The sequence below is a fragment of the Streptomyces sp. SP18CS02 genome (assembly GCF_036322365.1).
Classification (GTDB): Bacteria; Actinomycetota; Actinomycetes; order Streptomycetales; family Streptomycetaceae; genus Streptomyces.
In genome coordinates this window covers 401,664-425,795 of sequence record NZ_JAQYXC010000289.1, presented here as the reverse complement: position 1 = coordinate 425,795, position 24,132 = coordinate 401,664, and the positions used below count along the sequence as shown (strand labels likewise).

Below are 24,132 nucleotides of genomic sequence, written 5' to 3'. Positions count from 1 at the left end.
GTCGTACGCCGTCGGGCCGCCCGTGCCGGGAGGGCGGCCGGGGCCCCTACGTGCGCGGCACCGCCTCACCGCCGGCGTCCACGACCTTCCGGCCGTCCAGCGGCCGCTCCAGCGTCACCGTGGCGGTGATCTCCTTGGCCATGGCGATGCAGTACCTGTCCGGCTTCGGCGGCGTCTCGACCACCTTCACCCGCACCTCCGTACCGCTCTCGTCGGCCTGCGCGGTGTACGTGCTGCACACGCCGCCCCAGAAGCGGACGGTCAGGATCTGCCCGTCCACGCCGTACGACTGCACCCGCGGCCCGCCCGAGGGCTCGGGCTGCGGCGCGTCGCTCTCGCGGGGCGACGGCGCGGGCGCCAGGTGGGAGGGCGCCACCGCCGGATAGGTGATGGTGAAGGGTCGCGCGTCGCCCTTCGGCTCCACCGTGAACAGCCACGAGGGGACGAGTGCCTCACGTCCACCGGTGAACTGCGCTGCCAGCCCGAACACCGCCCTGCTGATCGTCACCGTCTCCTTGGGGGCGGGGGTGGCGCCCGACGGCTCGCACGGCGCGGCCGGTTCGGCGTCGTTCTTCAGCGGCGCGGGCGTCGCACAGCCGCCGATGCCGACCGGGCCGCCGCCCGAGGACGCGTTCAGCAGCTTCAGCGCCTCCGCGGCCCCGATCACCGGGTACTCGTCGCCCTTCTCCGGCGCCTTGAGCCGTCCGCTGCCACCGACGACCGAACCGTCCGGCCCGACCTGGATGCCGGTCGACCAGCCGTACGTCGGCAGCCCGCCGACCACCGGGTCGGCGTTGACCACCCGCACCGCGCCCATCAGCTGGGTGGCGTCCAGTGCGGCGTCCCGCTGGCCCGACGCCTCCAGCACCGGGGCGGCGGCCTCCTTCGCGGCCTTCTCGCTCACGGCCCGGCCGCCCCCGCCGCCCGGTGCCTGCCCGCCCGAGGGGCAGACATCGGCCTTGCGGCAGTCGTCACCCGTCGGCGCCGTCCCGAGCGTCCAGCCGCCCGGAGCCTGCTTGTTCACCTGGAGCAGGGGGCCGGAACCGTCCTTCGCGGGGCCGGTCTTCCACACCGAGCCCTCCAGCCGGGGCGTTCCCGGCACCCCGAGGGCCTTGGCCAGGCGCGCCACCTCGTCCGCCCCGACGGTCCCCCGGGGCCGGTGGACCGGCGCCGAGTCCGGACCCTGCGGCAGTTCGCCCTTCGCCCGGTAGACGACCCCGCCCGGGTCGGGCTCGCCGGGGGCGATCCCCGGCCCAGGGCCGGTGGCACCGCCCGTGGCGTCCGTGTGACCGTCCAGCACCAGCGGCGGCGGGGTGCGGTCCGCGGCCGGCACGGCGCCGTCCGCCTTGCCGTCGCGCTCCGAGGCGGCCGTCGCGAAGTACGCCCCGCCGCCCCCGGCGAGCAGCACCGCTGCCGCCACGGAAGCGACGGCGAGCGGCGAACGCCGCCGACGGGGGCTCTCGTCTGTGGGCTCGGTACTGCTCACCGCAACGCTCCTTCGTAGGCGTGTTCCCTTGACGGAAGACACCGGTGGGACGGAACGAAGGAGCGCGCGGTTCCCTTCGCCTCAGGCGCCGTAATCGGAGGTGGCGTCCATCAGCCGGGCGGAGGCCGGCTCCACGACCACGCCGTGGATCAGGGAGGGGGAGACCGGGGCGGGCGCGGCCTCCGCCGGAACCACCCAGTGCGGTGCCATCCGTGCGCTGTCACCGCACAGCTCGGCCAGGCTGATCTCGCTGATCTCGCTGATCTCGCGGTTCCGCTGCTCGCGCTGAGCGCTGTAAGTCGGCATAACCGCACGGTACGCACAGGAGGGCTGACTGAAAAAGCCCTACTATCGGGTAGTTTCCGCACTTCAGACGGCTCCGCCGACCGGGTAGCGTGAACTGTCAACTCCCCCTCCCCGCAGGAGAGCCCAGCCGTGCGTATCGCAGTCACCGGCTCCATCGCCACCGACCACCTCATGACCTTCCCCGGCCGATTCGCCGACCAGCTGGTCGCGGACCAGCTGCACACGGTCTCCCTCTCCTTCCTCGTCGACAACCTCGACGTACGCAGGGGAGGGGTCGGCGCCAACATCTGCTTCGGGATGGGCCAGCTCGGCACCCGGCCCGTCCTGGTCGGCGCGGCCGGCGCGGACTTCGACGAGTACCGAGCCTGGCTCGACCGCAACGGGGTCGACACCGGCTCCGTGCGGATCTCCGAGGTCCTGCACACCGCGCGCTTCGTCTGCACCACCGACGCCGACCACAACCAGATCGGCTCGTTCTACACCGGCGCCATGAGCGAGGCCCGCCAGATCGAGCTCAAGTCGGTCGCCGACCGGGTCGGCGGGCTCGACCTCGTCCTGATCGGCGCCGACGACCCCGAGGCCATGCTGCGCCACACGGAGGAGTGCAAGACCCGCTCCATCCCGTTCGCCGCGGACTTCTCGCAGCAGATCGCCCGCATGGGCGGTGACGAGATCCGTACGCTCCTCGACGGCGCGACGTACCTCTTCTCCAACGAGTACGAGAAGGGCCTCATCGAGAGCAAGACCGGCTGGAGCGACGAGGAGATCCTCGGCAAGGTCGGCCACCGCGTCACCACGCTCGGCTCGCGCGGTGTGCGCATCGAGCGCGTCGGCGAGCCCGTGATCGAGGTCGGCTGCCCGGACGAGGAGGCCAAGGTCGACCCCACCGGTGTCGGCGACGCCTTCCGCGCCGGCTTCCTCTCCGGCCTGTCCTGGGGCGTCGGCCTGGAGCGCGCCGCCCAGGTCGGCTGCATGCTCGCCACCCTGGTCATCGAGACCCTCGGCACCCAGGAGTACACCCTGCGCCGCGCCAACTTCATGGAGCGCTTCACCAAGGCGTACGGCGACGAGGCCGCCGCCGAGGTCCGCATTCACCTGGTCTGAGCCCCTCGGGCCCCCGCCAGGATCCACCCGAGTCCTAGGACACCCGGCGGACCACGTACGCGACACCGTGGTCCGCCGGGCGCTCACCCACGTACTCCTGGCCGCGCATCCTGCACCACGCCGGGATGTCCAGCCGGGCCGCCTCGTCGTCGCTCAGGACCGTCACCGTCCCGCCGACCGGCACGTCGGCGATCACCTTGGCCAGCTCGATCACCGGAATCGGGCACCGCCTGCCGGTCGTGTCGACGAGCAGGGAGCCGGGCGGGGCGTCCCCCGCGGCCGCCGCGGTCGCCGCCGCCGCGGTCGCCGCCGGCGCGCCCAGCTGCTCCCGCACCCCGGCCACCGCACCCGGCAGCACCTCCAGGAACCGGTCCACGTCCCCGGCCGCGGTGCCGGGCGGCAGCGACACCCGGACGTTCCCCTCGGACAGCACCCCCATCGCGCGCAGCACATGGCTCGGCGTCAGCGTGGAGCTGGTGCAGGACGAACCGGAGGAAACGGAGAAACCGGCCCGATCCAGCGCGTGCAGCAGCGCCTCCCCGTCGGCATAGAGACAGGAGAAGGTGACGAGGTGGGGCAGACGGCGCACCGGATCGCCCACCACCTCCGCGTCGGGCACCAGCTCCGGTACCCGGGCACGGATCAGCTCGACCAGTCCCCGCAGCCGCTCGCCCTCGGCCTCGGCCTCCGCGCGCACGGCCCGCAGCGAGGCCGCGGCGGCCACCACGGCCGGGATGTTCTCGAACCCGGCCGCCCGCCCCGACTCCCGCTCGTCCACCGGGCCCCGGGCCGCGAAGCGCACCCCCTTGCGGACCGCGAGCAGCCCCACCCCCGCCGGGCCGCCCCACTTGTGGGCACTGGCCGTGAGCAGGGACCAGCCCGCCGGCACCGGCCCCCAGGCCAGCGACTGCGCCGCGTCCACCAGCAGGGGCACCCCCGCCGCCCGGCACGCCTCGGCCACCTCGCCCACGGGCTGCTCGGTGCCGACCTCGTGGTTGGCGGACTGGAGGCAGGCGAGTGCGGTGTCGGAGCGCAGCGCGGCGGCGTACCCGGCCGGGTCCACCGCCCCCGCCCGGTCGACCGGAACCTCGGTGACCGACCCGCCGTCCGCCTCGTGGGCCTCGGCCGAATGGAGGACCGAGGAGTGCTCCACCGCCGAGACGACCAGATGGCGTCCGGTCCGCCGGCGGCCGGCGAGCGCCCCGGCAACCCCGGAGTGCACCGCGCGGGTCCCCGAAGGAGTGAACACCAGCTCGTCCGGGCGGCACCCCACCGCCTCCGCGGCCGCCTCCCGCGCCGCGTCGAGCAGCAGCCGGGCCCGCCGCCCCTCGCGGTAGAGGCGGGCCGGGTCGGCCCAGCCCTCGTCGAGCGAGGCGAGCAGGGCCTGGCGGGCCACCGGGTGCAGCGGGGCGGAGGAAGCGGAATCGAAGTAGGGCACGTCGCCACGCTAGTACGGAGGAGGAGAAGGAGCGTCAGATGGGCGCCGCGGACGCCGGATCGGCCTCCCGCGAGGCGTCCGCCGGAGCGCGCGGCCACCCCTTCGGGGAGTCGGACGGCGCGTTGGGCACCCTCCCCGCGCGACCCCAAATAGCGTCCAGTAGGGTTTGGTCCGCATAAACATCCAAACCCCTGCCCGCGTCAGGGCCGGCGACCGACCAGCGAGACGGCCGCAGCCGACCGCGCGGGCGAGACTCTCGGGAAGGCGCTACGTGAGTCCCAACGGCTCCGACCGCTCGTCGCGGCGCCCGATGCGGCGGAAGCTGCCGCAGGTGCTGACTGCGGGCCTGATCCTGGCTACCGCCACCGGTTGCTCGTACAACTGGGAGGATTTCCCCCGCCTTGGTATGCCGACTCCGGTAACGGAAGAGGCGCCGCGGATCCTCTCCCTCTGGCAGGGCTCGTGGGCGGCTGCGCTCGTCACGGGCGTGCTGGTCTGGGGCCTGATCCTGTGGAGCGTCATCTTCCACCGGCGAAGCCGCACCAAGGTCGAGGTTCCTCCGCAGACCCGGTACAACATGCCCATCGAGGCCCTGTACACGGTGACCCCCCTCATCATCGTCTCGGTGCTCTTCTACTTCACCGCGCGTGATGAGTCGAAGCTCCTGGCCCTCTCCGACAAGCCGGCCCACACGATCAACGTGGTCGGCTACCAGTGGAGCTGGGGCTTCAACTACATCGAGGACGTGGACGGCAAGGCCGACACGGGTACCAAGCGCGCCAAGGAGCTCGGCGCCATTCCGGACAAGTTCCAGAAGGACTTCCCCGCGGGTGCCGAAGGCGTCTACGACGCCGGCATCCCGGGCACCCGGAACCCGCAGACCGGCAACCCGGGCCCGACCCTGTGGCTGCCGAAGGGAGAGAAGGTCCGGTTCATCCTGACCTCTCGTGACGTCATCCACTCCTTCTGGGTGGTGCCCTTCCTGATGAAGCAAGACGTCATCCCGGGCCACACCAACGCCTTCGAGGTGACCGCCAGCCGCGAGGGCACCTTCCTTGGCAAGTGCGCCGAGCTCTGCGGTGTCGACCACTCCCGGATGCTGTTCAACGTCAAGGTGGTCTCCCCGGAGCGCTACCAGCAGCACCTGAAGGAGCTGGCCGAGCAGGGCCAGACCGGCTTCATCCCGTCGGGTATTGAGCAGTCGGACCCGGCCCGGAACGCGGAGACCAACAAACTGTGAGCATCCTCAACGAACCTCAGGGTGCCGCCGCAGCAGCTGACGGCTCGCGAGAGCCGTACGAGAACGAGCTGCCCGTTCGGCGCAAGCAGCCCGGCAACGTGATCGTGAAGTGGCTGACCACCACCGACCACAAGACGATCGGCACGCTTTACCTGGTCACCTCGTTCGCCTTCTTCTGCATCGGCGGTCTGCTGGCGCTCTTCATGCGCGCCGAGCTGGCCCGTCCGGGTACGCAGATCATGTCGAACGAGCAGTTCAACCAGGCGTTCACGATGCACGGCACGATCATGCTGCTGATGTTCGCGACGCCGCTGTTCGCCGGATTCGCGAACTGGATCATGCCGCTGCAGATCGGCGCGCCCGACGTGGCGTTCCCGCGGCTGAACATGTTCGCCTACTGGCTGTACCTCTTCGGCTCGCTCATCGCGGTGGCCGGCTTCCTCACCCCGCAGGGTGCGGCCGACTTCGGCTGGTTCGCCTACGCCCCGCTGTCGGACGCGGTCCGTTCGCCGGGTGTCGGCGCCGACATGTGGATCATGGGTCTGGCCTTCTCCGGCTTCGGCACGATCCTCGGCTCGGTCAACTTCATCACCACGATCATCTGCATGCGCGCTCCCGGCATGACGATGTTCCGCATGCCGATCTTCACCTGGAACGTGCTGCTGACCGGTGTGCTGGTCCTGCTCGCCTTCCCGGTGCTGGCCGCGGCGCTGTTCGCCCTGGAGGCGGACCGCAAGTTCGGTGCCCACATCTTCGACGCCTCCAACGGCGGCGCGTTGCTGTGGCAACACCTCTTCTGGTTCTTCGGACACCCTGAGGTGTACATCATCGCGCTGCCGTTCTTCGGCATCGTGTCGGAGATCATCCCGGTCTTCAGCCGCAAGCCGATGTTCGGTTACATCGGCCTGGTGGCCGCCACGATCGGCATCGCCGGTCTCTCCGTGACGGTGTGGGCCCACCACATGTACGTCACCGGCGGTGTGCTGCTGCCGTTCTTCTCCTTCATGACCTTCCTGATCGCGGTACCGACCGGTGTGAAGTTCTTCAACTGGATCGGCACCATGTGGAAGGGCTCGTTGTCCTTCGAGACACCGATGCTCTGGACGATCGGCTTCCTGATCACCTTCACCTTCGGTGGTCTGACCGGTGTCATCCTGGCGTCGCCCCCGATGGACTTCCACGTCTCGGACTCGTACTTCGTCGTCGCGCACTTCCACTACGTCGTCTTCGGCACCGTGGTCTTCGCGATGTTCGCCGGCTTCCACTTCTGGTGGCCGAAGTTCACGGGCAAGATGCTGGACGAGCGCCTCGGCAAGATCACCTTCTGGACGCTGTTCATCGGCTTCCACGGCACGTTCCTGGTGCAGCACTGGCTGGGTGCGGAGGGCATGCCGCGTCGTTACGCGGACTACCTCGCCGCCGACGGTTTCACCGCGCTGAACACGATCTCCACGATCAGCTCGTTCCTGCTCGGTCTGTCGATCCTGCCCTTCATGTACAACGTCTGGAAGACGGCGAAGTACGGCAAGAAGATCGAGGTCGACGACCCGTGGGGCTACGGCCGTTCGCTCGAGTGGGCGACCTCCTGCCCGCCGCCGCGGCACAACTTCCTCACCCTGCCGCGCATCCGCTCGGAATCGCCGGCGTTCGACCTGCACCACCCTGAGATCGCCGCCCTCGGCCAGCTCGAGAACCACGGTCAGAAGGACACCGCGCTGTTCGGTGGCAAGGAGGTCGGCAAGTGAAGATCCAGGGCAAGATGTTCATCTGGCTGAGCATCTTCATCCTCGCCATGGCGATCCTCTATGGCGTGTGGTCGAAGGAGCCGGCCGGTACGACGGCGCTCTTCCTGGCCTTCGGCCTGTCGATCATGATCGGCTACTACCTGGCCTTCACGGCCCGGCGAGTGGACGCCATGGCGCAGGACGACAAGGAGGCCGATGTCGCGGACGAGGCCGGTGAAGTCGGCTTCTTCTCCCCGCACAGCTGGCAGCCCCTGTCGCTGGCGATCGGTGGCGCGTTCGCCTTCGCGGGCATCGCACTGGGCTGGTGGCTGGTGTACTTCTCGGCTCCGCTGATCCTGATCGGCCTGTTCGGCTGGGTCTTCGAGTACTACCGGGGCGAGAACCAGAACCAGTAGGTTCCGCCGCATCCGAAGAGCCCGCGTATACGAAGAGTGGCCCGGCAACCTCCGTAAGGAGGGTGCCGGGCCACTCTTTTGCAGTCACCCGGCGTGCCGGTGTCGACAAGTCTTCCTACCGTGTGCTTATGAGCCAGACGCCGCGCATTCCCACCACCTTCACCTGCACCCTGCTGGTCCTCGCCCTCGGCGCGGGCATGACGGCATGCAGCGGCGGGTCCGACGGCCATCCGCTCGCCGGGAAGCCCTTCGACGCGGCACAGCAGGTCTCGTTCAACGCCCCGATGGGCAACGCCAGGGCGCCCCTCGACAAGCCCCTGGAGGTCACCCGGAAGGGCGACGGCCGCATCACGGACGTCACGGCCGTGGACGAGGCCGGTCACTACCTGGCGGGCGAGCTCGCCGCGGACGGCAGCCGCTGGCGCTCCACGGGCCCGCTCGCGGCCGATGCCCGCTACACCGTCAAGGTGGCCACGGAGGACGACAGGGGCGCTCCGGGGGCCCGTACGCTCACCTTCCAGACGGCCCCCGCCAAACAGCTCCTCCAGGTGGAATTCGGTCCGGAGGAGGGCAAGTACGGCGTCGGACAGCCCATCACGGCGGCACTCAGCGCCCCGGTGAAGACCCCCGAGGCCCGGGCCGCCGTCGAACGCTCCCTCACGGTCCGCTCGACCCCCCGGGTGACGGGCGCCTGGCACTGGGTCGACGACGAGAAGCTGCACTGGCGCCCGAAGGACTTCTGGCCCGTCGGCGCTCAGGTGAGCGTCAGCGGGAACCTGGGCGGCATCAGGATCGCCGACGGCCTCTACGGCGCGCCGACCGGGGAGGAACTGAGGCTGACCATCGGCGACCGGGTCGAGGCCATCACCGACGCGGCCTCGCACCAGATGACGGTCAAGCGCAACGGAGAAGTGATCAACACCATTCCGGTGACGACCGGGAAGCCGGGCTTCTCCACCCGTAACGGGATCAAGGTGGTGCTGGGAAAGGAGTACTTCGTCCGGATGCGCAGCACCACCGTCGGGATCGCGGCGGGCAGCAGCGAGTCGTACGACCTGCCGGTGTACTACGCCACCCGCGTCACCTGGAGCGGTGAGTACGTCCACGCTGCGCCCTGGTCCGTCGGCTCACAGGGGTACGCCAACGTCAGCCACGGGTGCACCGGCATGTCCACCGGCAACGCCGCCTGGTTCTTCAAGACCTTCAACGAGGGCGACCTGGTGACCGTCATCAACAGCTCGGGCAGGGAGATGGACCACTTCGGCAACGGCTTCGGCGACTGGAACCTGTCCTGGGACCAGTGGCGCGGCGGCAGTGCCGTGCTCGCCGGGACCCGCGACGGCGCCACCGCGGCGGACCAGGCCCGGCTGAGGCCCGCCTTCTGAGTCCGGGGCCCGCCCGGCCCGGCCTGCCCCGCCCGGCCCGCCCGGAACCCCGGGCGGGCCCTCAGGCCTCGATCGCGAGGTGGGTGCGCAGCAGGGCGGCCAGGGCGGCCGCGAACTCCACCGGCTCGACCGGAAGCGTCACCGCCGCGTCCGCGCGGCTCCAGGTGGCCAGCCAGGCGTCCTGCGGGCGCCCGATCAGCAACAGGACAGGCGGGCAGTGGAAGATCTCGTCCTTGATCTGCCGGCACACGCCCATCCCGCCGGCCGGCACGGCCTCGCCGTCCAGCACGCAGACGTCGATACCGCCCTCGTCGAGCCGCCGCAGGACGGCCGGGAGTGTCGCGCATTCGATGAACTCGACCGGGGGAACGTCTGCCGCCGGCCTGCGCCCGGCCGCCAGCCGCACCTGCTCGCGGGTGTTCGCGTCGTCGCTGTAGACCAGTACGGTGGCGCTCGACTGCATGGTTCCTCCGAGATCGTCGGCGTTCGTCGGCGGTGCCGGCCCGGGGGCCGATGCGCCGGATGCTACTCCGTCCGACAGCGTGTCAACACCGGTTCGGACACCGCTTCGATGGGCCGTTCGGGCTGGACACGACCCACGGACACACCGAACGGCACCCCCGGGAGTGAGGGCGGGATAAGCGACCGACATAATGTCGGTCGTGGCGACAGCAACGACAGTAGAAACCGGGCACGCGCACCCGTCGGTCAATCGGCCGAACCTCACCAGCGTCGGAACCATCATCTGGCTGAGTTCCGAGCTGATGTTCTTCGCGGCCCTCTTCGCGATGTACTTCACTCTGCGATCGGTGACGGGTGCCGAGTTCTGGGCAGAGAAAGCCGATGCGCTGAACTTCCCGTTCTCGGCGACCAACACCACGATCCTGGTGCTCTCCTCCCTCACCTGTCAGCTCGGCGTGTTCGCCGCCGAGCGGGGCGACGTGAAGAAGCTCCGCACGTGGTTCGTGATCACGTTCGTGATGGGTGCGATCTTCATCGGAGGCCAGGTCTTCGAGTACACCGAGCTGGTGAAGCACGAGGGCCTCTCGCTCTCGTCGGATCCGTACGGCTCGGCGTTCTACCTGACCACCGGCTTCCACGGCCTGCACGTGACGGGCGGTCTCATCGCCTTCCTGCTGGTCCTCGGCCGTACCTACGCGGCCAAGAGATTCACTCACGAGCAGGCAACCGCCGCCATCGTCGTGTCCTACTACTGGCACTTCGTCGATGTCGTCTGGATCGGCCTCTTCGCCACGATCTACATGATCAAGTAGTCGGGCCAGTCCCGACACATCCAGCAAGCATCGACGCAGAAGATCCTGACACCGGGGTAATCCGTGAAAAAGCTCTCCGCACGACGACGCCATCCGCTGGCGGCGGTCGTCGTCCTACTTCTCGCGCTGGCGGCCACTGGGGGGCTGTACGCCGCGTTCGCACCCGCGGGCAAGGCGCAGGCCGATGAAACCTCCCAGTCCCTCGCCATCGAGGAGGGCAAGAAGCTCTACACCGTCGGCTGCGCCAGCTGCCACGGAACCGGCGGTCAGGGAACCACTGACGGCCCGAGCCTGGTCGGCGTCGGCTCCGCATCCGTGGACTTCCAGGTCGGCACCGGCCGTATGCCGGCGCAGCAGCCGGGCGCCCAGGTGCCGAAGAAGAAGGTCGTCTACTCGCAGGCCGAGATCGACCAGCTCGCCGCGTACGTGGCTTCCCTCGGGGCCGGCCCGATCACGCCGACCAAGGAGCAGTACAGCCCGAGCGGCGCGGACATCGCCAAGGGTGGCGACCTGTTCCGCACCAACTGCGCGCAGTGCCACAACTTCACGGGTGAGGGCGGTGCCCTGACCAACGGCAAGTACGCCCCCAGCCTGGAAGGCGTGGACCCGAAGCACCTCTACGAGGCCATGCAGACCGGCCCGCAGAACATGCCGTCCTTCCCCGACACCACGATGCCGGAGAAGGAAAAGAAGGACATCATCGCGTACATCCAGACCGTCAACGGTGACAAGACGGCGACTCCCGGCGGCTTCGCACTGGGCGGGCTCGGCCCGGTCAGCGAGGGTCTGTTCGGCTGGATCTTCGGTCTGGGTTCGCTGATCGCTGTCGCCGTCTGGGTCGCGGCCCACACCGCTAAGGCCAAGAAGTCATGAGTAGCCAAGAGATTCCAGAAGACGAGAACCTGCCCGCAGAGCAGGGATCCGCGCACGGCGCGGTAGCGGTCGCGACGGCCGAGGCCCCGTTCGCCGACCCGGGGCTGCCGCCCCACAAGCCGCGCGTCCAGGACATCGACGAGCGGGCAGCCAAGCGCTCCGAGCGCACGGTCGCCCTCCTGTTCACGCTCTCGATGCTGGCGACGGTCGGTTTCATCGCCTCGTTCGTGATCTTCCCGGTCGACAAGATCGTGTACGTGTGGCCGCTGGGCCACGTGAGCGCGACCAACCTGTCGCTGGGTCTGACGCTGGGCATCGCGCTGTTCTGCATCGGCGCGGGTGCGGTCCACTGGGCCCGCACCCTGATGTCGGACAACGAGGTCGCCGACGACCGGCACCCCATCGAGGCCGCGCCCGAGGTCAGGGCCAAGGTCATGTCCGACTTCGCGGAGGGTGCGGCCGAGTCCGCCCTGGGGCGCCGCAAGCTGATCCGCAACACCATGTTCGGCGCGCTGGCCATGGTGCCGCTCTCCGGTGTGGTGCTGCTGCGCGAGCTCGGCCCGCTGCCGGAGAAGAAGCTCCGCACGACGCTGTGGGCCAAGGGCAAGCAGCTCATCAACATGAACACCAACGAGCCGCTGCGTCCCGAGGACGTCGCCGTCGGTTCGCTCACCTTCGCCATGCCCGAGGGCCTGGAGGAGAGCGACCACGACTTCAACAACGAGATCGCCAAGGCCGCCCTGATGATCGTCCGCATCCAGCCGGACGACATCAAGGACAAGCGTCAGCTCGAGTGGTCCCACGACGGCATCGTGGCGTTCTCGAAGATCTGCACCCACGTGGGCTGCCCGATCTCCCTGTACGAGCAGCAGACGCACCACGTGCTCTGCCCGTGCCACCAGTCCACCTTCGACCTCTCCGACGGCGCCCGCGTCATCTTCGGCCCGGCCGGCCACGCTCTCCCGCAGCTGCGGATCGGCGTGAATGACAAGGGCTTCCTCGAGGCGCTCGGCGACTTCGACGAGCCCGTCGGTCCTGCATTCTGGGAGCGCGGATGAGCACCACGACCGCAACAGACAGTAAGCGGAAAGCACCCGCCGGCGAGAAGGTCGCCGACTGGGCGGACGGCCGGCTGGGCATCTACTCGTTGGCCAAGGCCAACATGCGCAAGATCTTCCCGGACCACTGGTCCTTCATGCTCGGTGAGATCTGCCTCTACAGCTTCCTGATCATCATCCTCACGGGTGTGTATCTGACGCTGTTCTTCCACCCCAGCATGAACGAGGTGGAGTACCACGGCTCGTACGTGCCGATGCAGGGCATCCGGATGACCGAGGCGTACGCCTCGACGCTGGACATCAGCTTCGACGTGCGCGGTGGTCTGCTCATCCGGCAGATCCACCACTGGGCCGCGGTCATCTTCCTCGCCGGCATGTTCGTGCACATGATGCGCGTCTTCTTCACCGGCGCGTTCCGCAAGCCGCGTGAGATCAACTGGCTGTTCGGCTTCCTGCTGTTCGTCCTGGGCATGTTCACCGGCTTCACCGGTTACTCGCTCCCGGACGACCTGCTCTCCGGCACCGGTGTCCGCTTCACGCAGGGCGCGATCCTGTCCGTGCCGGTCGTCGGCACGTACATCTCGATGTTCCTGTTCGGCGGCGAGTTCCCCGGCCACGACATGGTGGCCCGGTTCTACTCGATCCACATCCTGCTGCTGCCGGGCATCATGCTCGGCCTCGTGGTGGCCCACCTGATCCTGGTCTTCTACCACAAGCACACGCAGTTCGCGGGCCCCGGCCGGACGAACAAGAACGTCGTCGGCATGCCGCTGCTGCCGGTCTACATGGCGAAGGCCGGAGGCTTCTTCTTCCTGGTCTTCGGTGTGATCGCGATCATCGCGGCGCTCTTCACCATCAACCCGGTGTGGGCGCTCGGCCCCTACCGGCCGGACCAGGTGTCCACCGGCGCGCAGCCCGACTGGTACATGGGCTTCGCCGAGGGTCTCATCCGCGTGATGCCGGGCTGGGAGATCAACCTGTGGGGTCACACCCTCGTCCTGGGCGTGTTCATCCCGCTGGTGGTCTTCGGTCTGGTCCTCGCCGCGATCGCGGTCTACCCGTTCATCGAGGCCTGGATCACGGGCGACAAGCGTGAGCACCACATCCTGGACCGGCCGCGCAACGCGCCGACCCGGACCGCTCTCGGTGTCGCCTGGGTGACGGCGTACATGATCATGCTCATCGGTGGTGGCAACGACATCTTCGCCACGCACTTCCACCTGTCGATCAACTCGATCACCTGGTTCGTCCGGATCTTCTACTTCCTCGGACCGGTCATCGCGTTCATCGTCACCAAGCGGATCTGCCTGGGTCTGCAGCGTCGTGACCGCGACAAGGTGCTGCACGGCCGTGAGACCGGCATCATCAAGCGACTGCCGCACGGTGAGTTCGTCGAGGTCCACGAGCCGCTCAGCCAGGCCAAGCTGTACTCGCTCACCGCGCACGAGCAGTACGAGCCGGCCGAGATCGGCCCGTCGGTCGACGAGAACGGTGTCGAGCGCAAGATCTCGCGTGGGCAGAAGCTCCGCGCGAAGCTGAGCAAGGCGTACTTCGGCGAGGGCAACCAGGTTCCCAAGCCGACCGCCGAGGAGCACCAGGAGATCACCAGCGGCCACGGCCACCACTGATCCCTGACCTGTAAGGTCGCCACGGCAAGAGCCCCGTCCATTCGCCGGACGGGGCTCTTTGCCGTACCCGGGGATCGATAGGGTGGTGAACGTCCATGGAGATACGGAAGACCAGGAGCGACCATGAGCGCTGTGAACCCCGCTGGAGGCAATCGCGCGGCGGGCCGTTCCTGGCCCGAGGTCCTCGACTCGCTGCTGTACGGACGTGACCAGAGCGCCGAGGCGACGGCCTGGGCGATGGACCGCATCCTGCGCGGCGAGGCGACCAACGCCCAGATCGCCGGCTTCGTCGTCGCGCTGCGGGCGAAGGGCGAGACGGTCGAGGAGATCTCCGGTCTCGTGCGGACCATGTACGAGCACGCCAACCTCATCGAGGTCCCCGGGCCCTCGGTCGACATCGTCGGCACGGGCGGCGACGGCGCCAAGACCGTCAACATCTCCACCATGTCGGCCATCGTCGTCGCCGGTACCGGCGCCAAGGTCGTCAAGCACGGCAACCGGGCGGCGTCCTCCGCGTCCGGCTCCTCGGACGTACTGGAGAAGCTGGGCGTCAATCTGGACCTCACGCCCAAGCGGGTCGCCGAGGTCGCGCAGGAGGCCGGCATCACCTTCTGCTTCGCGGTGAAGTTCCACCCGGCGCTGCGCCACGTCGCGGCGGCCCGCAAGGAGCTCGGCATCCGCACGACCTTCAACTTCCTGGGGCCGCTCACCAATCCGGCGCGGGTACGCGCCCAGGCGACCGGCGTGGCCGACGCCCGGATGGCGCCGATCATGGCCGGAGTCCTCGCCGAACGGGGCTCGTCCGCCCTGGTGTTCCGGGGTGACGACGGGCTTGACGAGCTGACGACCACCGCCACCTCACGTGTGTGGGTGGTACGGGACGGAGCGGTCCACGAGCAGGCGTTCGACCCGCGTGACGTGGGGATCGACCTGGTGCCCGTGGAGGCCCTGCGGGGCGCGGACGCGTCGTACAACGCGGATGTCGCCCGCCGTCTCCTGGGCGGAGAGACCGGCCCCGTACGCGACGCGGTGCTGCTCAACTCGGCGGCGGCGCTCGTGGCCCTGGAGCCGACGGACGCGCCGCTGACGGACCAGATCCGGGCGGCCCTCGCACGGGCGGCCGAGTCCATCGACTCCGGTGCGGCGCGCGCGGCGCTGGAGCGGTGGGTCACGGCCAGCAACACGTGAGGCACCCGGCGGGCCCGCGCGGGTGCCCGCCGGTGTCCGGGCGCGGGATCGCGACGGTGTGACGCACGGCGCAGTCCGAAGTGTGGACTGCGCCTTGCGCATGCCGAGACGTATGGCAGGATGCTGTTCAAGGTCATGAGTGACAGCGACTACGGCCCCGGCCCGCTGTCCGGCAACCCTCCGTCCGTGGCGGGGTGCCCCGGGTGAAGACCAGGCCGTAGGCAGCGAGGTCTGCGGCAAGCGCGGACCCCTGCTACACCCTGGGGTCCTGGTCCTCAAGGGAGCAGTCTCGTGAGCAAGCGAATGCGATAGGGCGGCTACGCCCCCTTCTTCAGCACACCCCTCCACGCGGTGACGCCGCGTGCTGAGGCAACCCCCGTACGCCGGACGCCCCTTCGGGCCGTCCCACGGGTTTGAAGCCATTCCGCCTTGTCCTGCCGGGAGATACCGCCATGTCCGCATGCCCGAACGCCGCCGCCCCCACCGCCGAGACCGCCACCCTCGCGCCCCCCGTCGCCGAGCCGGCCGCCACCGGGTCCGCCCCGGCCGGGCACCCCGCGGAGCCGGCCGCCGAGCCCTGCTGTGCGGCCCCGCTGCCCGTGCTGGGCCGCGATGTCACCGTGCCGCTGGTCACCGGTGGCGAGGTCGCCTACGCCGCCCTCGACTACGCCGCCAGCGCGCCGGCCCTGCAGCGGGTGTGGGACGACGTCGCCGCCTACGCCCCGTACTACGGCAGCGTCCACCGGGGCGCCGGGTACCTCTCCCAGCTGTCGACGGACCTCTTCGAGAACAGCCGCGCGGTCGTGGCGGAGTTCCTCGACTGCCGCCCGGACGACCAGGTCGTCTTCACCCGTTCGACGACCGACTCGCTGAACCTGCTCGCCGCCGTCCTCCCGGCCGACTGCCAGGTCTTCGTCTTCGAGACCGAGCACCACGCCTCGTTGCTGCCCTGGAGGGACGCACGGGTGACCTACCTGAACGCGCCCCGGACGCCCGCGGAGGCCGTCGGGACGCTGGAGCGGGCGCTCGCCGAGCGGGCCACCGCGTCGGGAGCGGATGCCCCGGCCCTGGTGTGTGTGACAGGTGCGTCGAACGTGACCGGTGAGCTGTGGCCGGTGCGCGAACTGGCCGCCGCGGCGCACGCGCACGGTGCCCGGATCGTGCTGGACGCGGCGCAGCTGGCGCCGCACCACCCCGTCTCCGTGCGGGACCTGGACGTGGACTGGGTCGCCTTCTCCGGGCACAAGCTGTACGCGCCCTTCGGCTCGGGCGTCCTCGCCGGACGGTCCGACTGGCTCCAGGACGCCGAGCCGTACCTGGCCGGCGGAGGCGCCTCCCGCCAGGTCGCACGGCGTGAGGACGGGGGAGTGGACGTGCAGTGGCACACCACCGCCGCGCGCCACGAGGCCGGTTCGCCGAACGTCATCGGCGTCTACTCCATCGCCTCGGCCTGCAAGGCGCTCACCGAGGCCGGCTTCGAGAACCTGGTGGCCCGTGAGCAGCACCTGGTGGAGACGGTCCGTAAGGGTCTCGCCGAGGTGCCCGAGGTGAAGGTGCTGTCGCTCTTCGGCGACGACGCCCCGCGGGTCGGTGTCATCTCCTTCGTCGTCGAGGGCTGGAACAGCTCGCACTTCGCGGCGGCGCTCTCGGCCGAGTACGGGATCGGTGTGCGCGACGGACTGTTCTGCGCCCACCCGCTGGTGCGGACCCTGCTGGGCAGCGACCCGCAGGACCCGGGCGAGTGCGGCGCGCCGGAGGGCGACCCGGGCGAGCGCTCCTTGAACGCCATCCGGGTCAGCTTCGGTGCGGGCACTCCGGACGAGCACGTGCGGCGATTCGTCCGGGCGGTGAAGGAGCTCGTCCGTGAGGGCGCGAAGTGGAACTACCGTACCGAGGAAGGGCGTTGCGTTCCCGACCGCGGCTGAGCCCGATGGCCCTGGGCGGCGGTCCTCGCGGCCGCCGCCGTCACCACCACCCGCCGTCACCACCACCGCCGTCACCACCTCCGGGCGAGCGACCGGAGGGCCGATGCCCCGGCCGGCGGGGGAGCGGACCGGGCGGGCGCCGCGGTGTGCGCGCCGCCCTTCGTTCCCGCGGGGCCGTGGGGGAGCCGGCGGCCCGCGGCGACGCAGCGGCCGGGGGTGCCCGGGCACGCGAGGCCGGCCAGGTCCGGCCGGCGGGGCCTGAGCCGGGTGCCGAGCAGGACGGTGCGCAGGGCCCGTTCGGCCGCGTCGGTGAGCAACTCGGCCGCGCGCTCCAGAGCCTCCCGCAGGGGTACGGGGCCGGGCGTGATCGACTCGTAGGCGTCCAGGCCCGCCTCCCGGGCGCCGTCGGCCACCGTGCCCGCCAGGGCGAGGACCGGGACGCCGGCCTCGCGGGCGCGGCGTGCGACCTCGGAGGGGATCTTGCCGCGGGGCGTCTGGGCGTCCAGTGCGCCCTCTCCCGTGATCACCAGGTCGGCGCGGGAGAGGCGGGCGTCGAGGTCCAGCCCGTCCAGGAGCACATCGAAGCGGGGCAGCAGCCGCGCGCCCACCGCCGCGAGGCCCGCGCCCAGACCCCCGGACGCCCCGGTGCCGGGCGCGGTGCGCAGGTCGACGGCCGGGCCGAACGCCTCGGCCAGGGCGGCCGCCCAGTGTTCGAGGGCTGCCGACAGCTCCTCGACCTGGGCCGGTGTGGCGCCCTTCTGGGGGCCGAAGACCCGGGCGACGCCGGACCGGCCGCACAGCACGTTGTAGGGGTTGCACGCCACCAGCAGTTCGGTCTCCGCCAGCCGGGGATCGAGGCCGCCGGGGTCGATGACGGACAGCTCGCGCAAGGCCGCCCCGCCGTGCGGCAGTTCGTCGCCCGCGCGGTCCAGGAGCCGGGCGCCGAGCGCCTGGAGCGCGCCCGCGCCCCCGTCCGACGTACCGGAGTCGCCGCAGCCGACGAGGACGCGGCGGGCACCGGTGTCCAGGGCGGCGAGGACCAGTTCGCCGACGCCGTACGTGGTGGTGCCGCCCGGGGCCCGGCGGCCCGGCGGCACCAGCCGCAGTCCGGCGACGGCCGCCATCTCGACGACCGCGGTACCGGAGCCGTCGCCGAGCAGCGCGAAGTGCGTGGCCACGGGTGTGCCCAGTGGCCCGGTGGCGGTGCGCGCCACGAGCCGGCCGCCCGTCGCGGCGGCCAGCGCCTCGGCCGTGCCCTCGCCGCCGTCGACCAGCGGGATCAGGTCGAGCCGGGCGCCGGGCAGGACGCGCAGCACCCCCTCGGCGATGGCCTCGGCGGCCTGGGGGGCGGAGAGGGACTCCTTGAAGCCGCCGGGGGCGACGGCGATGCGATAGGTCATGGCTGGGTCTCCAGGAGTACGGGCACGCCGAGCAGCGGCCAGACGGTGAGGGCGAAGAGCAGGACCACGGCCGCCGTGAGCGGGGCGAGAACGGCCGAGAGCCGCAGCAGGTCGCGCGGGGTGTAGGTGGGGACGCCGTCGGGGAGGTCGGCGAAGAGCGCCACCGGCTTGGCCGAGGCGGGCAGGGTGTGGCAGAAGCCGGCCGCGGCCGTGGAGGCGAGGGCGGCGGCCACCGGGTTGACCCCGGCGGCCGCCGAGGCCGCCACCACCAGCGGGACGAGGACCGAGGAGCGGGCCGAGCGGGACTGGAGGACGAGATGGGCGGCCGTGCTGACCAGTACGACGGCGGTGAGGAACGCCCAGGGCGGCAGGTCCGCCGGCAGCCAGGCCACGAGCCACCGGGCCGCGCCCGAATCGGCCAGGGCCACGCCCATCGCCATCGTCGTGGCCATGAAGAGCAGCAGGGGCCAGGGAACCGTCCTGAGCCCGTCCTTGAGCCGCACGGTGCCGAGCGCGGGAGTGGCGGCCACGACCGCGCCGATCAGCGCGACCATCGCGGGCGGGACGCGGTGCAGCGGCTCGCTGCACCACAGCGCCACCACGGTCGCCAGCAGCAGCGCGCAGCGCGCCTCCGCCGTGGAGAGCGGACCGGTGACCGGGGTGGGGGAGTGCTCCTGGAGCTGCTCGGGCGTGATGACGACCGGGCCGCGCCGGTCGGTCCGTTCGGTGGCGGTGAGCAGGACCGCCTCGGCGGCCAGGTGCGAGGAGACCACCGCGAGCGGCAGCCCCAGCAGCAGCCACTCCACGAACCCGAGCCGCTCGCCGGTCTGCTCCCACAGCACGCCGACGGTGATCAGGTGCGCGCCGGCGCCGATCAGGGTGGCGACGGCGGAGAGCAGGACGACGGTGGGGAAGAGCAGCGCCAGCATCACCACCAGCCGGGTGCGGTCCGCGAGCACCTTGGCCAGGGCGAGGAAGACGGGGAGCGCGAGGGCCGCCCGGCCCGAGGTGGCGGGTACGGCGAAGGAGGTGACGACGAGCGCGGCGGTGGTCAGGTGCGCCAACTGGCGCACCGTGCGGGCGCCGTCGACCAGGAAGGCCGCCGCCCGCCCCGCGAGCCCGGTCCGGGTGATCGCGGCCGCCAGGACGAACGCGCAGATCAGCAGCCACACCGTCTCGTCGCCGAGGGTGGCGAACAACGTCTCGCTGCTGATCACCCCGGACGCCGTCAGCGCGAGCCCGGCCCCCAGGGCGACGTAGGTGTCGTCGACGGGCAGGGCGGTCCAGGCGACGGTGGCCAGGGTGAAGACGGCGAGGGTGACACGCGCGTCACCGCCGAGGCCGGGGAAGCAGGACGGCACCGTCAGCAGCGCGCAGAATCCGAGCGCGGCGCAGAACCACACCGCCCGGGGGAAGGAGAGGGCCACGGAAGCGAGTCTGGTGACGTGCCGTGAGTCCTCGATGAGCGCTCCGTGAAGAGATGTTCACGCCGGAACGGGACTACGGCATGCGGTAGCCCATCCCCCGTACGGTCTCCAGCCGCTGGGCGCCGAGCTTCCTGCGCAGCGCCCGGACGTACACGTCCACGATGTTGGAGCCGGGATCGAAGTCGTACCCCCAGACGTGGGAGAGGATCTGCTCCCGCGACAGCACCTGGCCCGGGTGGCGCAGGAACATGTCGAGCAGCATGAACTCGCGGGCCGTCAGGTCGACCGTCCGGTCCCCGGCGCGGGCCCGCCGGGTGCGCAGGTCGAGGCCGAGGTCGCCGCTGCGCAGCACCGTCACCTCGGGCGCGCGGGCGGCGGTGCGCAGCCGCAGCCGTACCCGTGCCAGCAGCTCCTCGAAACGGAACGGCTTGGTCATCCAGTCGTCGGCGCCGCCCTCCAGGCCGGCCACCGTGTCCCGCACCGAGTCGAGGGCGGTCAGCACGATCACCGGCAGCGTCGCCCGCGCCTCCCGCAGCTCCCGCAGCACGGTGAAGCCGTCCCGGCCGGGCAGCCCGATGTCCAGCACCATCAGGTCGAAGCCGCCCGTGACGGCGTGGTCCAGGGCCGTGTCGCCGTCGGCGGCGACCGTGGTCGTGTAGGCGTTGGCGCGCAGCCCCTTCTCCACGAAGGAGGCGATGCGCTCCTCGTCCTCGGCGATCAGAATGCGGTTCACCGGTCCTCCTCCAGTACGAGTACGAAAGTGGCCCCGCCGCCCTCGGTGGGGCGCAGTTCGACCCGGCCGCCCCGGTGGCCCTCGGCGATCGCCTTCACGATGGACAGGCCGAGCCCGGCGCCGCCGGTGCGCCCGCGCCGGTTCGTGCCGCGCCGGAACCGTTCGAAGATGACCTCGGCGTCCGCCGGTTCCACACCGGGACCGCTGTCGGCCACGTACAGCTCGACGCGGCCCTCCGCCTCCTGGGAGCCGATCCGCATCCGCTGGCCCGGGACGGTGTGCTGGACGGCGTTCTGGGCGAGCTGCACCATGGCCTGGGTGATGCGCTGCGGGTCGAGCAGGACCTCGCGGTCGGCGACGCCGTCCAGGATCCACTCGCGCTCGCCGAGCGCGCGCGCCTTCACGAACACGTCCGCGGTCAGCTCGCCGAGCTGGACCGGCTCGGGGGCGACGAAGTCGGGGCGTCCCGCCTTGGCGAGCAGCAGCAGGTCCTCGACGATCCGGCTCATCCGGTCGAGTTCGTCGGTGACCAGCCGGACGGTCTCGCGCTGCTCGGCCGGGTCGTCGCCCATCACCTCCAGGTGCCCGCGCACGATGGTGATGGGGGTGCGCAGCTCGTGGCCGGCGTCGTCGGCGAACCGGCGCTGCCCGGCGAACGCCCGCTCCAGCCGGTCGAGCATGGCGTTGAACGTCTCGGCCAGCGCGGCAATGTCGTCCCGGCCCCGGACCGGGATGCGCCGGGTCAGGTCCTGCTCGGTGAGCTGCTCCGCGGTCGTCCGGACCAGGCGTACGGGGGCCAGGATGCGGCCCGCGACGGCCCAGCCGATGCCGGTCGTCATCAGCAGCGCCACACCGGAGATGGCGAGCTGGGTGCGGAACGCCTCGGCGGCGATCGCCTGTTCGCCGTCGGCGTGGAAGGCGACGACGAACGCGCCCGGCGGGGTGTCGCCGGCCGCGCGGACCGGCACCTTGGCCCAGCGCACCTCGCCCCGCGGCCGGTCCAGCGTCCCGGAGCGGGCGTCGGAGGCGAAGATCCGGGCGAGCGCCTCGCGGTCCCGGTGCAGGGCGACGCCCTCGGCGATGTCGCGGGGCTGGCGCAGCACCGCGGGCGCCGGTCCGGCCGTCCGGGTGAGACCGAGGAGCTCCTCGTCGGGGTCGGAGTACTGGCGTTGCAGGAAGACCTGGAGGAGCCTGCGCGGTTCGGTGAAACGGGTTCCGGTGTCCGGGTCCACGCCCTGCTCGACGAAGTTGGCGAACTCGCGGGTCTCCTGGGTCAGCAGCCGGCCGATCCGGTGGTCGACGTCGCGCAGCAGGATCGAGCGGGTCGTCATGGCCACCGCCATCAGCGCCACGGCCATCACCAGCAGCAGCCAGAGCAGGATCCGCACCCGGGCGGAGACGCCGCGGTCAGTTCTCGTCACCGGTGTCGTCACCGCGGTCGGTCCCGTCGTCGTCCCCGGTGGCCCCGGGACCCGGTACGACGGCGTCGGTGGGGGTGCCGGCCGGGGTCCCGGCGGGCGGCGTGGTCCCGGGGCGGCCCGACGGCGTCATGGCGGGCGCCGCGCCCCCGTGGCCACCGGGGGGCGGGGAGACGCTTCCGGGGGGCCGGGGAGTGCCTGGGCCGCCTGGGCCGCCGGGGGCGGCGCCGGACGGTCCGCGCGTGCCGTCGGGCGGACCGGATGACGGCCGCGGGGTGACCGTGCCACCCGCGGGGGTCTCCGGGGCCTCCAGCTCGATCTCGGGAGGCACCTCGGGTGCCTTCGGAGCATCGGTCAGGGTGTAGCTGGTCGCCGCGATGCCGAGCGGGACGGCGACGACGGCGGCGAGGGCCGCCATACGGAGGGAGAAGGCCATGGGGCCATCCTGGGTGTCCGGCGCCCCCGCTTGGATGAGGGGAACATGAGGGCTCCCTCATGAACCCCCGGGCTTCCCGCGCCGACGGCGGGCCCGCGGCTCCGCCCGGACCCCGGCGGTGCCGTCAGGCGTCGAGGCCGATCGCGAACGCCGCCTCCAGGTCGTGCTGCGAATACGTACGGAACGCGACGTGGGTGTCCGTACCCTCCACGCCGGGGATCTTGCTGATCCGGCCCGGGATGACGTCCGCCAGGTCGTCGTGCCGGGCGACGCGGACCATGGCGATCAGGTCATACGTTCCGGTGACGGAGAAGACCTCGCTGACGCTGTCCAGCGAGGCGATCGACTCGGCGATCTCCGGAATGCGGTCCACGCTGGTCTTGATGAGCACGATCGCGGTGATCACGGCTGGTTCTCCCTCGGTGGCCGCTGCTGGGGCCCCAAGCCTACTTGCTGGGGGTCGCGGGGCGGCGCGGCCGCCGGCCGCCGGCCCCCGCGCCGTCCGCGAGCGCGGCCGGCCGCCGCCGGTAGCGCCCCCAGGCGTAGAGGAAGCCCACCGCGAAGCCCACCACGTGCGCCAGGTACGCGACGCCCGGCCCGCTGCCGGCCTGCTGCGCCGCCGCCCACTGGAGCACGAACCAGAAGACCAGCACGATCCAGGCAGGGAAGCGCAGCGGCAGGAAGAAGAGGAACGGGAAGAGGCTGGTGACCCGCGCCCGGGGGAACAGATAGAGGAAGGCGCCCAGCACGCCCGAGATCGCACCCGACGCCCCGACCAGGGTCTGCTCGCTGTCCGCGTGGGCCGCCGCGTAGGCGAGCAGGGCGAGGTATCCGCAGCCGACGTAGAAGAGACCGAACTCCAGACGCCCCATCCGCTCCTCGGCCATCGCCCCGAAGACATAGAGGAAGAGCATGTTGCCGAGCAGATGCAGCCAGCTGCCGCTGACGAACAGCGCCGTCAGCGGGGTCGGCAGGGCGGCGGGGGAGCCGCTCAGCAGCTCCGCCGGGATGACCCCCCAGCGCCGGAAGTAGGCGCTCTGCGCCACGAGCAGGGTGTCCCCGGTGCCGTACGACGGGTTCATCCCGGACACCGGGCTGAAGAGGAAGATCAGACAACACGCGGCGATGGCGCCGTACGTCACCGCCGGTCCGGTGACCACGCCACGAGCCGTTCCCCGCCAATCGATCACGGACAGATCATGACGTAAAGGGACCGAGCGGGACAGGGTGCCTCGCCGCGACACGGGGTACCCGCAAGGCCGTAGGGTTGGGCCTGTCCTCCGGGCCGGACCTGTCACGGTACTGCCCGGACGGCCGGCCTCCGGGCCGTACAACAGCACATCCGCAGTCCGACGGCGCACCGCGGCTTCCGCACCCGGCACGACCTCACCAGGAAAGAGGACGGCACGATGACGACGGTTCCCCTGCCGACCGCCGAGACCCGCTGGCGCTGCACCCTCTGCGGCAATCTGACGCGCTTCGACGTGACGCGCTCCTCGAAGGTCGTGGAGTACGTCCATCTGGACCTCGCCGGGGAGCCGAAGGTCGAGGAGCGCGAGGTGGTCAGTGAGACCATCGAGTCGGTCCGCTGCCGGTGGTGCAACGCGGTGGACCAGATCGAGTTGGTGGACAGGCCGGGCGCCGCTCCCTCGGAATCCTGAGAGGGCGGCCCC

Annotated in this window: 23 protein-coding genes and 1 riboswitch; of the genes, 12 read left to right on the top strand and 11 right to left on the bottom strand. The window is 71.1% G+C overall.

Translation table 11 applies throughout. From position 1 onward, the window contains the following. Positions 1 to 46: 46 nt before the first annotated feature. Both PUR26_RS22255 and PUR26_RS22250 read right to left on the bottom strand, forming a co-directional pair. Positions 47 to 1,486, bottom strand: a complete 1,440-nt coding sequence (locus PUR26_RS22255; RefSeq protein ID WP_329874207.1) for a hypothetical protein — start codon at positions 1,484 to 1,486, stop codon at positions 47 to 49. A gap of 81 nt (positions 1,487 to 1,567) precedes the next feature. Beyond that, entirely contained in the window at positions 1,568 to 1,792 is a 225-nt protein-coding gene (locus PUR26_RS22250) for a hypothetical protein (protein ID WP_329874206.1), read from the bottom strand. A gap of 129 nt (positions 1,793 to 1,921) precedes the next feature. On the opposite strand from PUR26_RS22250, the gene PUR26_RS22245 reads away from it, so the two are divergent. After that, on the top strand, positions 1,922 to 2,896 hold the full coding sequence (locus PUR26_RS22245) for a carbohydrate kinase family protein (RefSeq protein WP_329874205.1): 975 nt from the start codon (positions 1,922 to 1,924) through the stop codon (positions 2,894 to 2,896). A 34-nt stretch (positions 2,897 to 2,930) separates the two neighbouring features. Here the strand turns inward: PUR26_RS22245 and PUR26_RS22240 are convergent, their stop codons facing one another. Continuing rightward, positions 2,931 to 4,334, bottom strand: a complete 1,404-nt coding sequence (locus PUR26_RS22240; protein ID WP_329874204.1) for a cysteine desulfurase/sulfurtransferase TusA family protein — start codon at positions 4,332 to 4,334, stop codon at positions 2,931 to 2,933. 271 nt (positions 4,335 to 4,605) lie between these two features. On the opposite strand from PUR26_RS22240, the gene ctaC reads away from it, so the two are divergent. The 4 genes from ctaC (at position 4,606) to PUR26_RS22220 (ending at position 9,099) form a co-directional block, all read left to right on the top strand. Further along, positions 4,606 to 5,574, top strand: a complete 969-nt coding sequence (ctaC, locus tag PUR26_RS22235) for an aa3-type cytochrome oxidase subunit II (RefSeq protein WP_329874203.1) — start codon at positions 4,606 to 4,608, stop codon at positions 5,572 to 5,574. Beyond that, positions 5,571 to 7,319, top strand: a complete 1,749-nt coding sequence (ctaD, locus tag PUR26_RS22230) for an aa3-type cytochrome oxidase subunit I (protein ID WP_329874202.1) — start codon at positions 5,571 to 5,573, stop codon at positions 7,317 to 7,319. The genes ctaC and ctaD overlap by 4 nt, the downstream gene beginning before the upstream one ends. Continuing rightward, the gene (locus PUR26_RS22225) at positions 7,316 to 7,714 is read left to right on the top strand and encodes a cytochrome c oxidase subunit 4 (RefSeq protein ID WP_329874201.1); all 399 of its coding nucleotides are present in this window, start codon (positions 7,316 to 7,318) and stop codon (positions 7,712 to 7,714) included. The genes ctaD and PUR26_RS22225 overlap by 4 nt, the downstream gene beginning before the upstream one ends. A 128-nt stretch (positions 7,715 to 7,842) precedes the next feature. Continuing rightward, the gene (locus tag PUR26_RS22220; RefSeq protein ID WP_329874200.1) at positions 7,843 to 9,099 is read left to right on the top strand and encodes a L,D-transpeptidase; all 1,257 of its coding nucleotides are present in this window, start codon (positions 7,843 to 7,845) and stop codon (positions 9,097 to 9,099) included. Positions 9,100 to 9,160: 61 nt separating this feature from the next. On the opposite strand, the gene PUR26_RS22215 is transcribed toward PUR26_RS22220, so the two are convergent. Continuing rightward, positions 9,161 to 9,562 (bottom strand): hypothetical protein, encoded by a 402-nt coding sequence (locus PUR26_RS22215; RefSeq protein WP_329874199.1) that lies wholly within the window; start codon positions 9,560 to 9,562, stop codon positions 9,161 to 9,163. 190 nt (positions 9,563 to 9,752) lie between these two features. Between PUR26_RS22215 and ctaE the strand changes: the two genes are divergently transcribed. From ctaE to PUR26_RS22185, 6 genes are all read left to right on the top strand, one after another. Further along, a complete protein-coding gene (ctaE, locus tag PUR26_RS22210) occupies positions 9,753 to 10,373 on the top strand; it encodes an aa3-type cytochrome oxidase subunit III (protein WP_329874198.1) in 621 nt (206 codons plus the stop codon). 63 nt (positions 10,374 to 10,436) lie between these two features. Next, on the top strand, positions 10,437 to 11,246 hold the full coding sequence (gene qcrC, locus PUR26_RS22205; RefSeq protein ID WP_329874197.1) for a cytochrome bc1 complex diheme cytochrome c subunit: 810 nt from the start codon (positions 10,437 to 10,439) through the stop codon (positions 11,244 to 11,246). Continuing rightward, positions 11,243 to 12,304: a cytochrome bc1 complex Rieske iron-sulfur subunit gene (qcrA, locus tag PUR26_RS22200; protein WP_329874196.1), complete on the top strand. Its 1,062-nt coding sequence runs from the start codon at positions 11,243 to 11,245 to the stop codon at positions 12,302 to 12,304. Before qcrC ends, qcrA begins: the two co-directional genes overlap by 4 nt. After that, positions 12,301 to 13,932, top strand: a complete 1,632-nt coding sequence (gene qcrB / locus PUR26_RS22195; protein WP_329874195.1) for a cytochrome bc1 complex cytochrome b subunit — start codon at positions 12,301 to 12,303, stop codon at positions 13,930 to 13,932. Before qcrA ends, qcrB begins: the two co-directional genes overlap by 4 nt. Positions 13,933 to 14,055: 123 nt before the next feature. Then, complete coding sequence (trpD, locus tag PUR26_RS22190; RefSeq protein ID WP_329874194.1) at positions 14,056 to 15,120, top strand: anthranilate phosphoribosyltransferase; 1,065 nt, start codon at positions 14,056 to 14,058, stop codon at positions 15,118 to 15,120. 131 nt (positions 15,121 to 15,251) lie between these two features. Then, positions 15,252 to 15,369, top strand: a riboswitch (SAM riboswitch). 203 nt (positions 15,370 to 15,572) lie between these two features. Beyond that, on the top strand, positions 15,573 to 17,045 hold the full coding sequence (locus PUR26_RS22185; RefSeq protein ID WP_329874193.1) for an aminotransferase class V-fold PLP-dependent enzyme: 1,473 nt from the start codon (positions 15,573 to 15,575) through the stop codon (positions 17,043 to 17,045). A gap of 71 nt (positions 17,046 to 17,116) precedes the next feature. Here the strand turns inward: PUR26_RS22185 and PUR26_RS22180 are convergent, their stop codons facing one another. From PUR26_RS22180 to PUR26_RS22150, 7 genes are all read right to left on the bottom strand, one after another. Beyond that, a complete protein-coding gene (locus tag PUR26_RS22180) occupies positions 17,117 to 18,445 on the bottom strand; it encodes a glycerate kinase family protein (RefSeq protein ID WP_329874192.1) in 1,329 nt (442 codons plus the stop codon). Then, positions 18,442 to 19,872, bottom strand: a complete 1,431-nt coding sequence (locus PUR26_RS22175) for an SLC13 family permease (protein ID WP_329874191.1) — start codon at positions 19,870 to 19,872, stop codon at positions 18,442 to 18,444. The genes PUR26_RS22180 and PUR26_RS22175 overlap by 4 nt, the downstream gene beginning before the upstream one ends. Before the next feature lie 73 nt (positions 19,873 to 19,945). After that, a complete protein-coding gene (locus PUR26_RS22170) occupies positions 19,946 to 20,605 on the bottom strand; it encodes a response regulator transcription factor (protein WP_329874190.1) in 660 nt (219 codons plus the stop codon). Then, positions 20,602 to 21,963: a sensor histidine kinase gene (locus tag PUR26_RS22165; protein WP_329874306.1), complete on the bottom strand. Its 1,362-nt coding sequence runs from the start codon at positions 21,961 to 21,963 to the stop codon at positions 20,602 to 20,604. Before PUR26_RS22165 ends, PUR26_RS22170 begins: the two co-directional genes overlap by 4 nt. Before the next feature lie 49 nt (positions 21,964 to 22,012). Beyond that, a complete protein-coding gene (locus tag PUR26_RS22160) occupies positions 22,013 to 22,459 on the bottom strand; it encodes a hypothetical protein (RefSeq protein WP_329874189.1) in 447 nt (148 codons plus the stop codon). A gap of 124 nt (positions 22,460 to 22,583) precedes the next feature. Further along, positions 22,584 to 22,865 carry an Lrp/AsnC family transcriptional regulator gene (locus tag PUR26_RS22155; protein ID WP_248635491.1) on the bottom strand — a complete coding sequence of 94 codons (282 nt, stop codon included), beginning with the start codon at positions 22,863 to 22,865 and terminating at the stop codon, positions 22,584 to 22,586. 40 nt (positions 22,866 to 22,905) lie between these two features. After that, entirely contained in the window at positions 22,906 to 23,649 is a 744-nt protein-coding gene (locus tag PUR26_RS22150) for a rhomboid family intramembrane serine protease (RefSeq protein WP_329874188.1), read from the bottom strand. 219 nt (positions 23,650 to 23,868) lie between these two features. Between PUR26_RS22150 and PUR26_RS22145 the strand changes: the two genes are divergently transcribed. Further along, positions 23,869 to 24,120, top strand: coding sequence for a hypothetical protein (locus PUR26_RS22145; protein WP_329874187.1), 252 nt, complete (start codon positions 23,869 to 23,871; stop codon positions 24,118 to 24,120). Positions 24,121 to 24,132 lie beyond the last annotated feature (12 nt).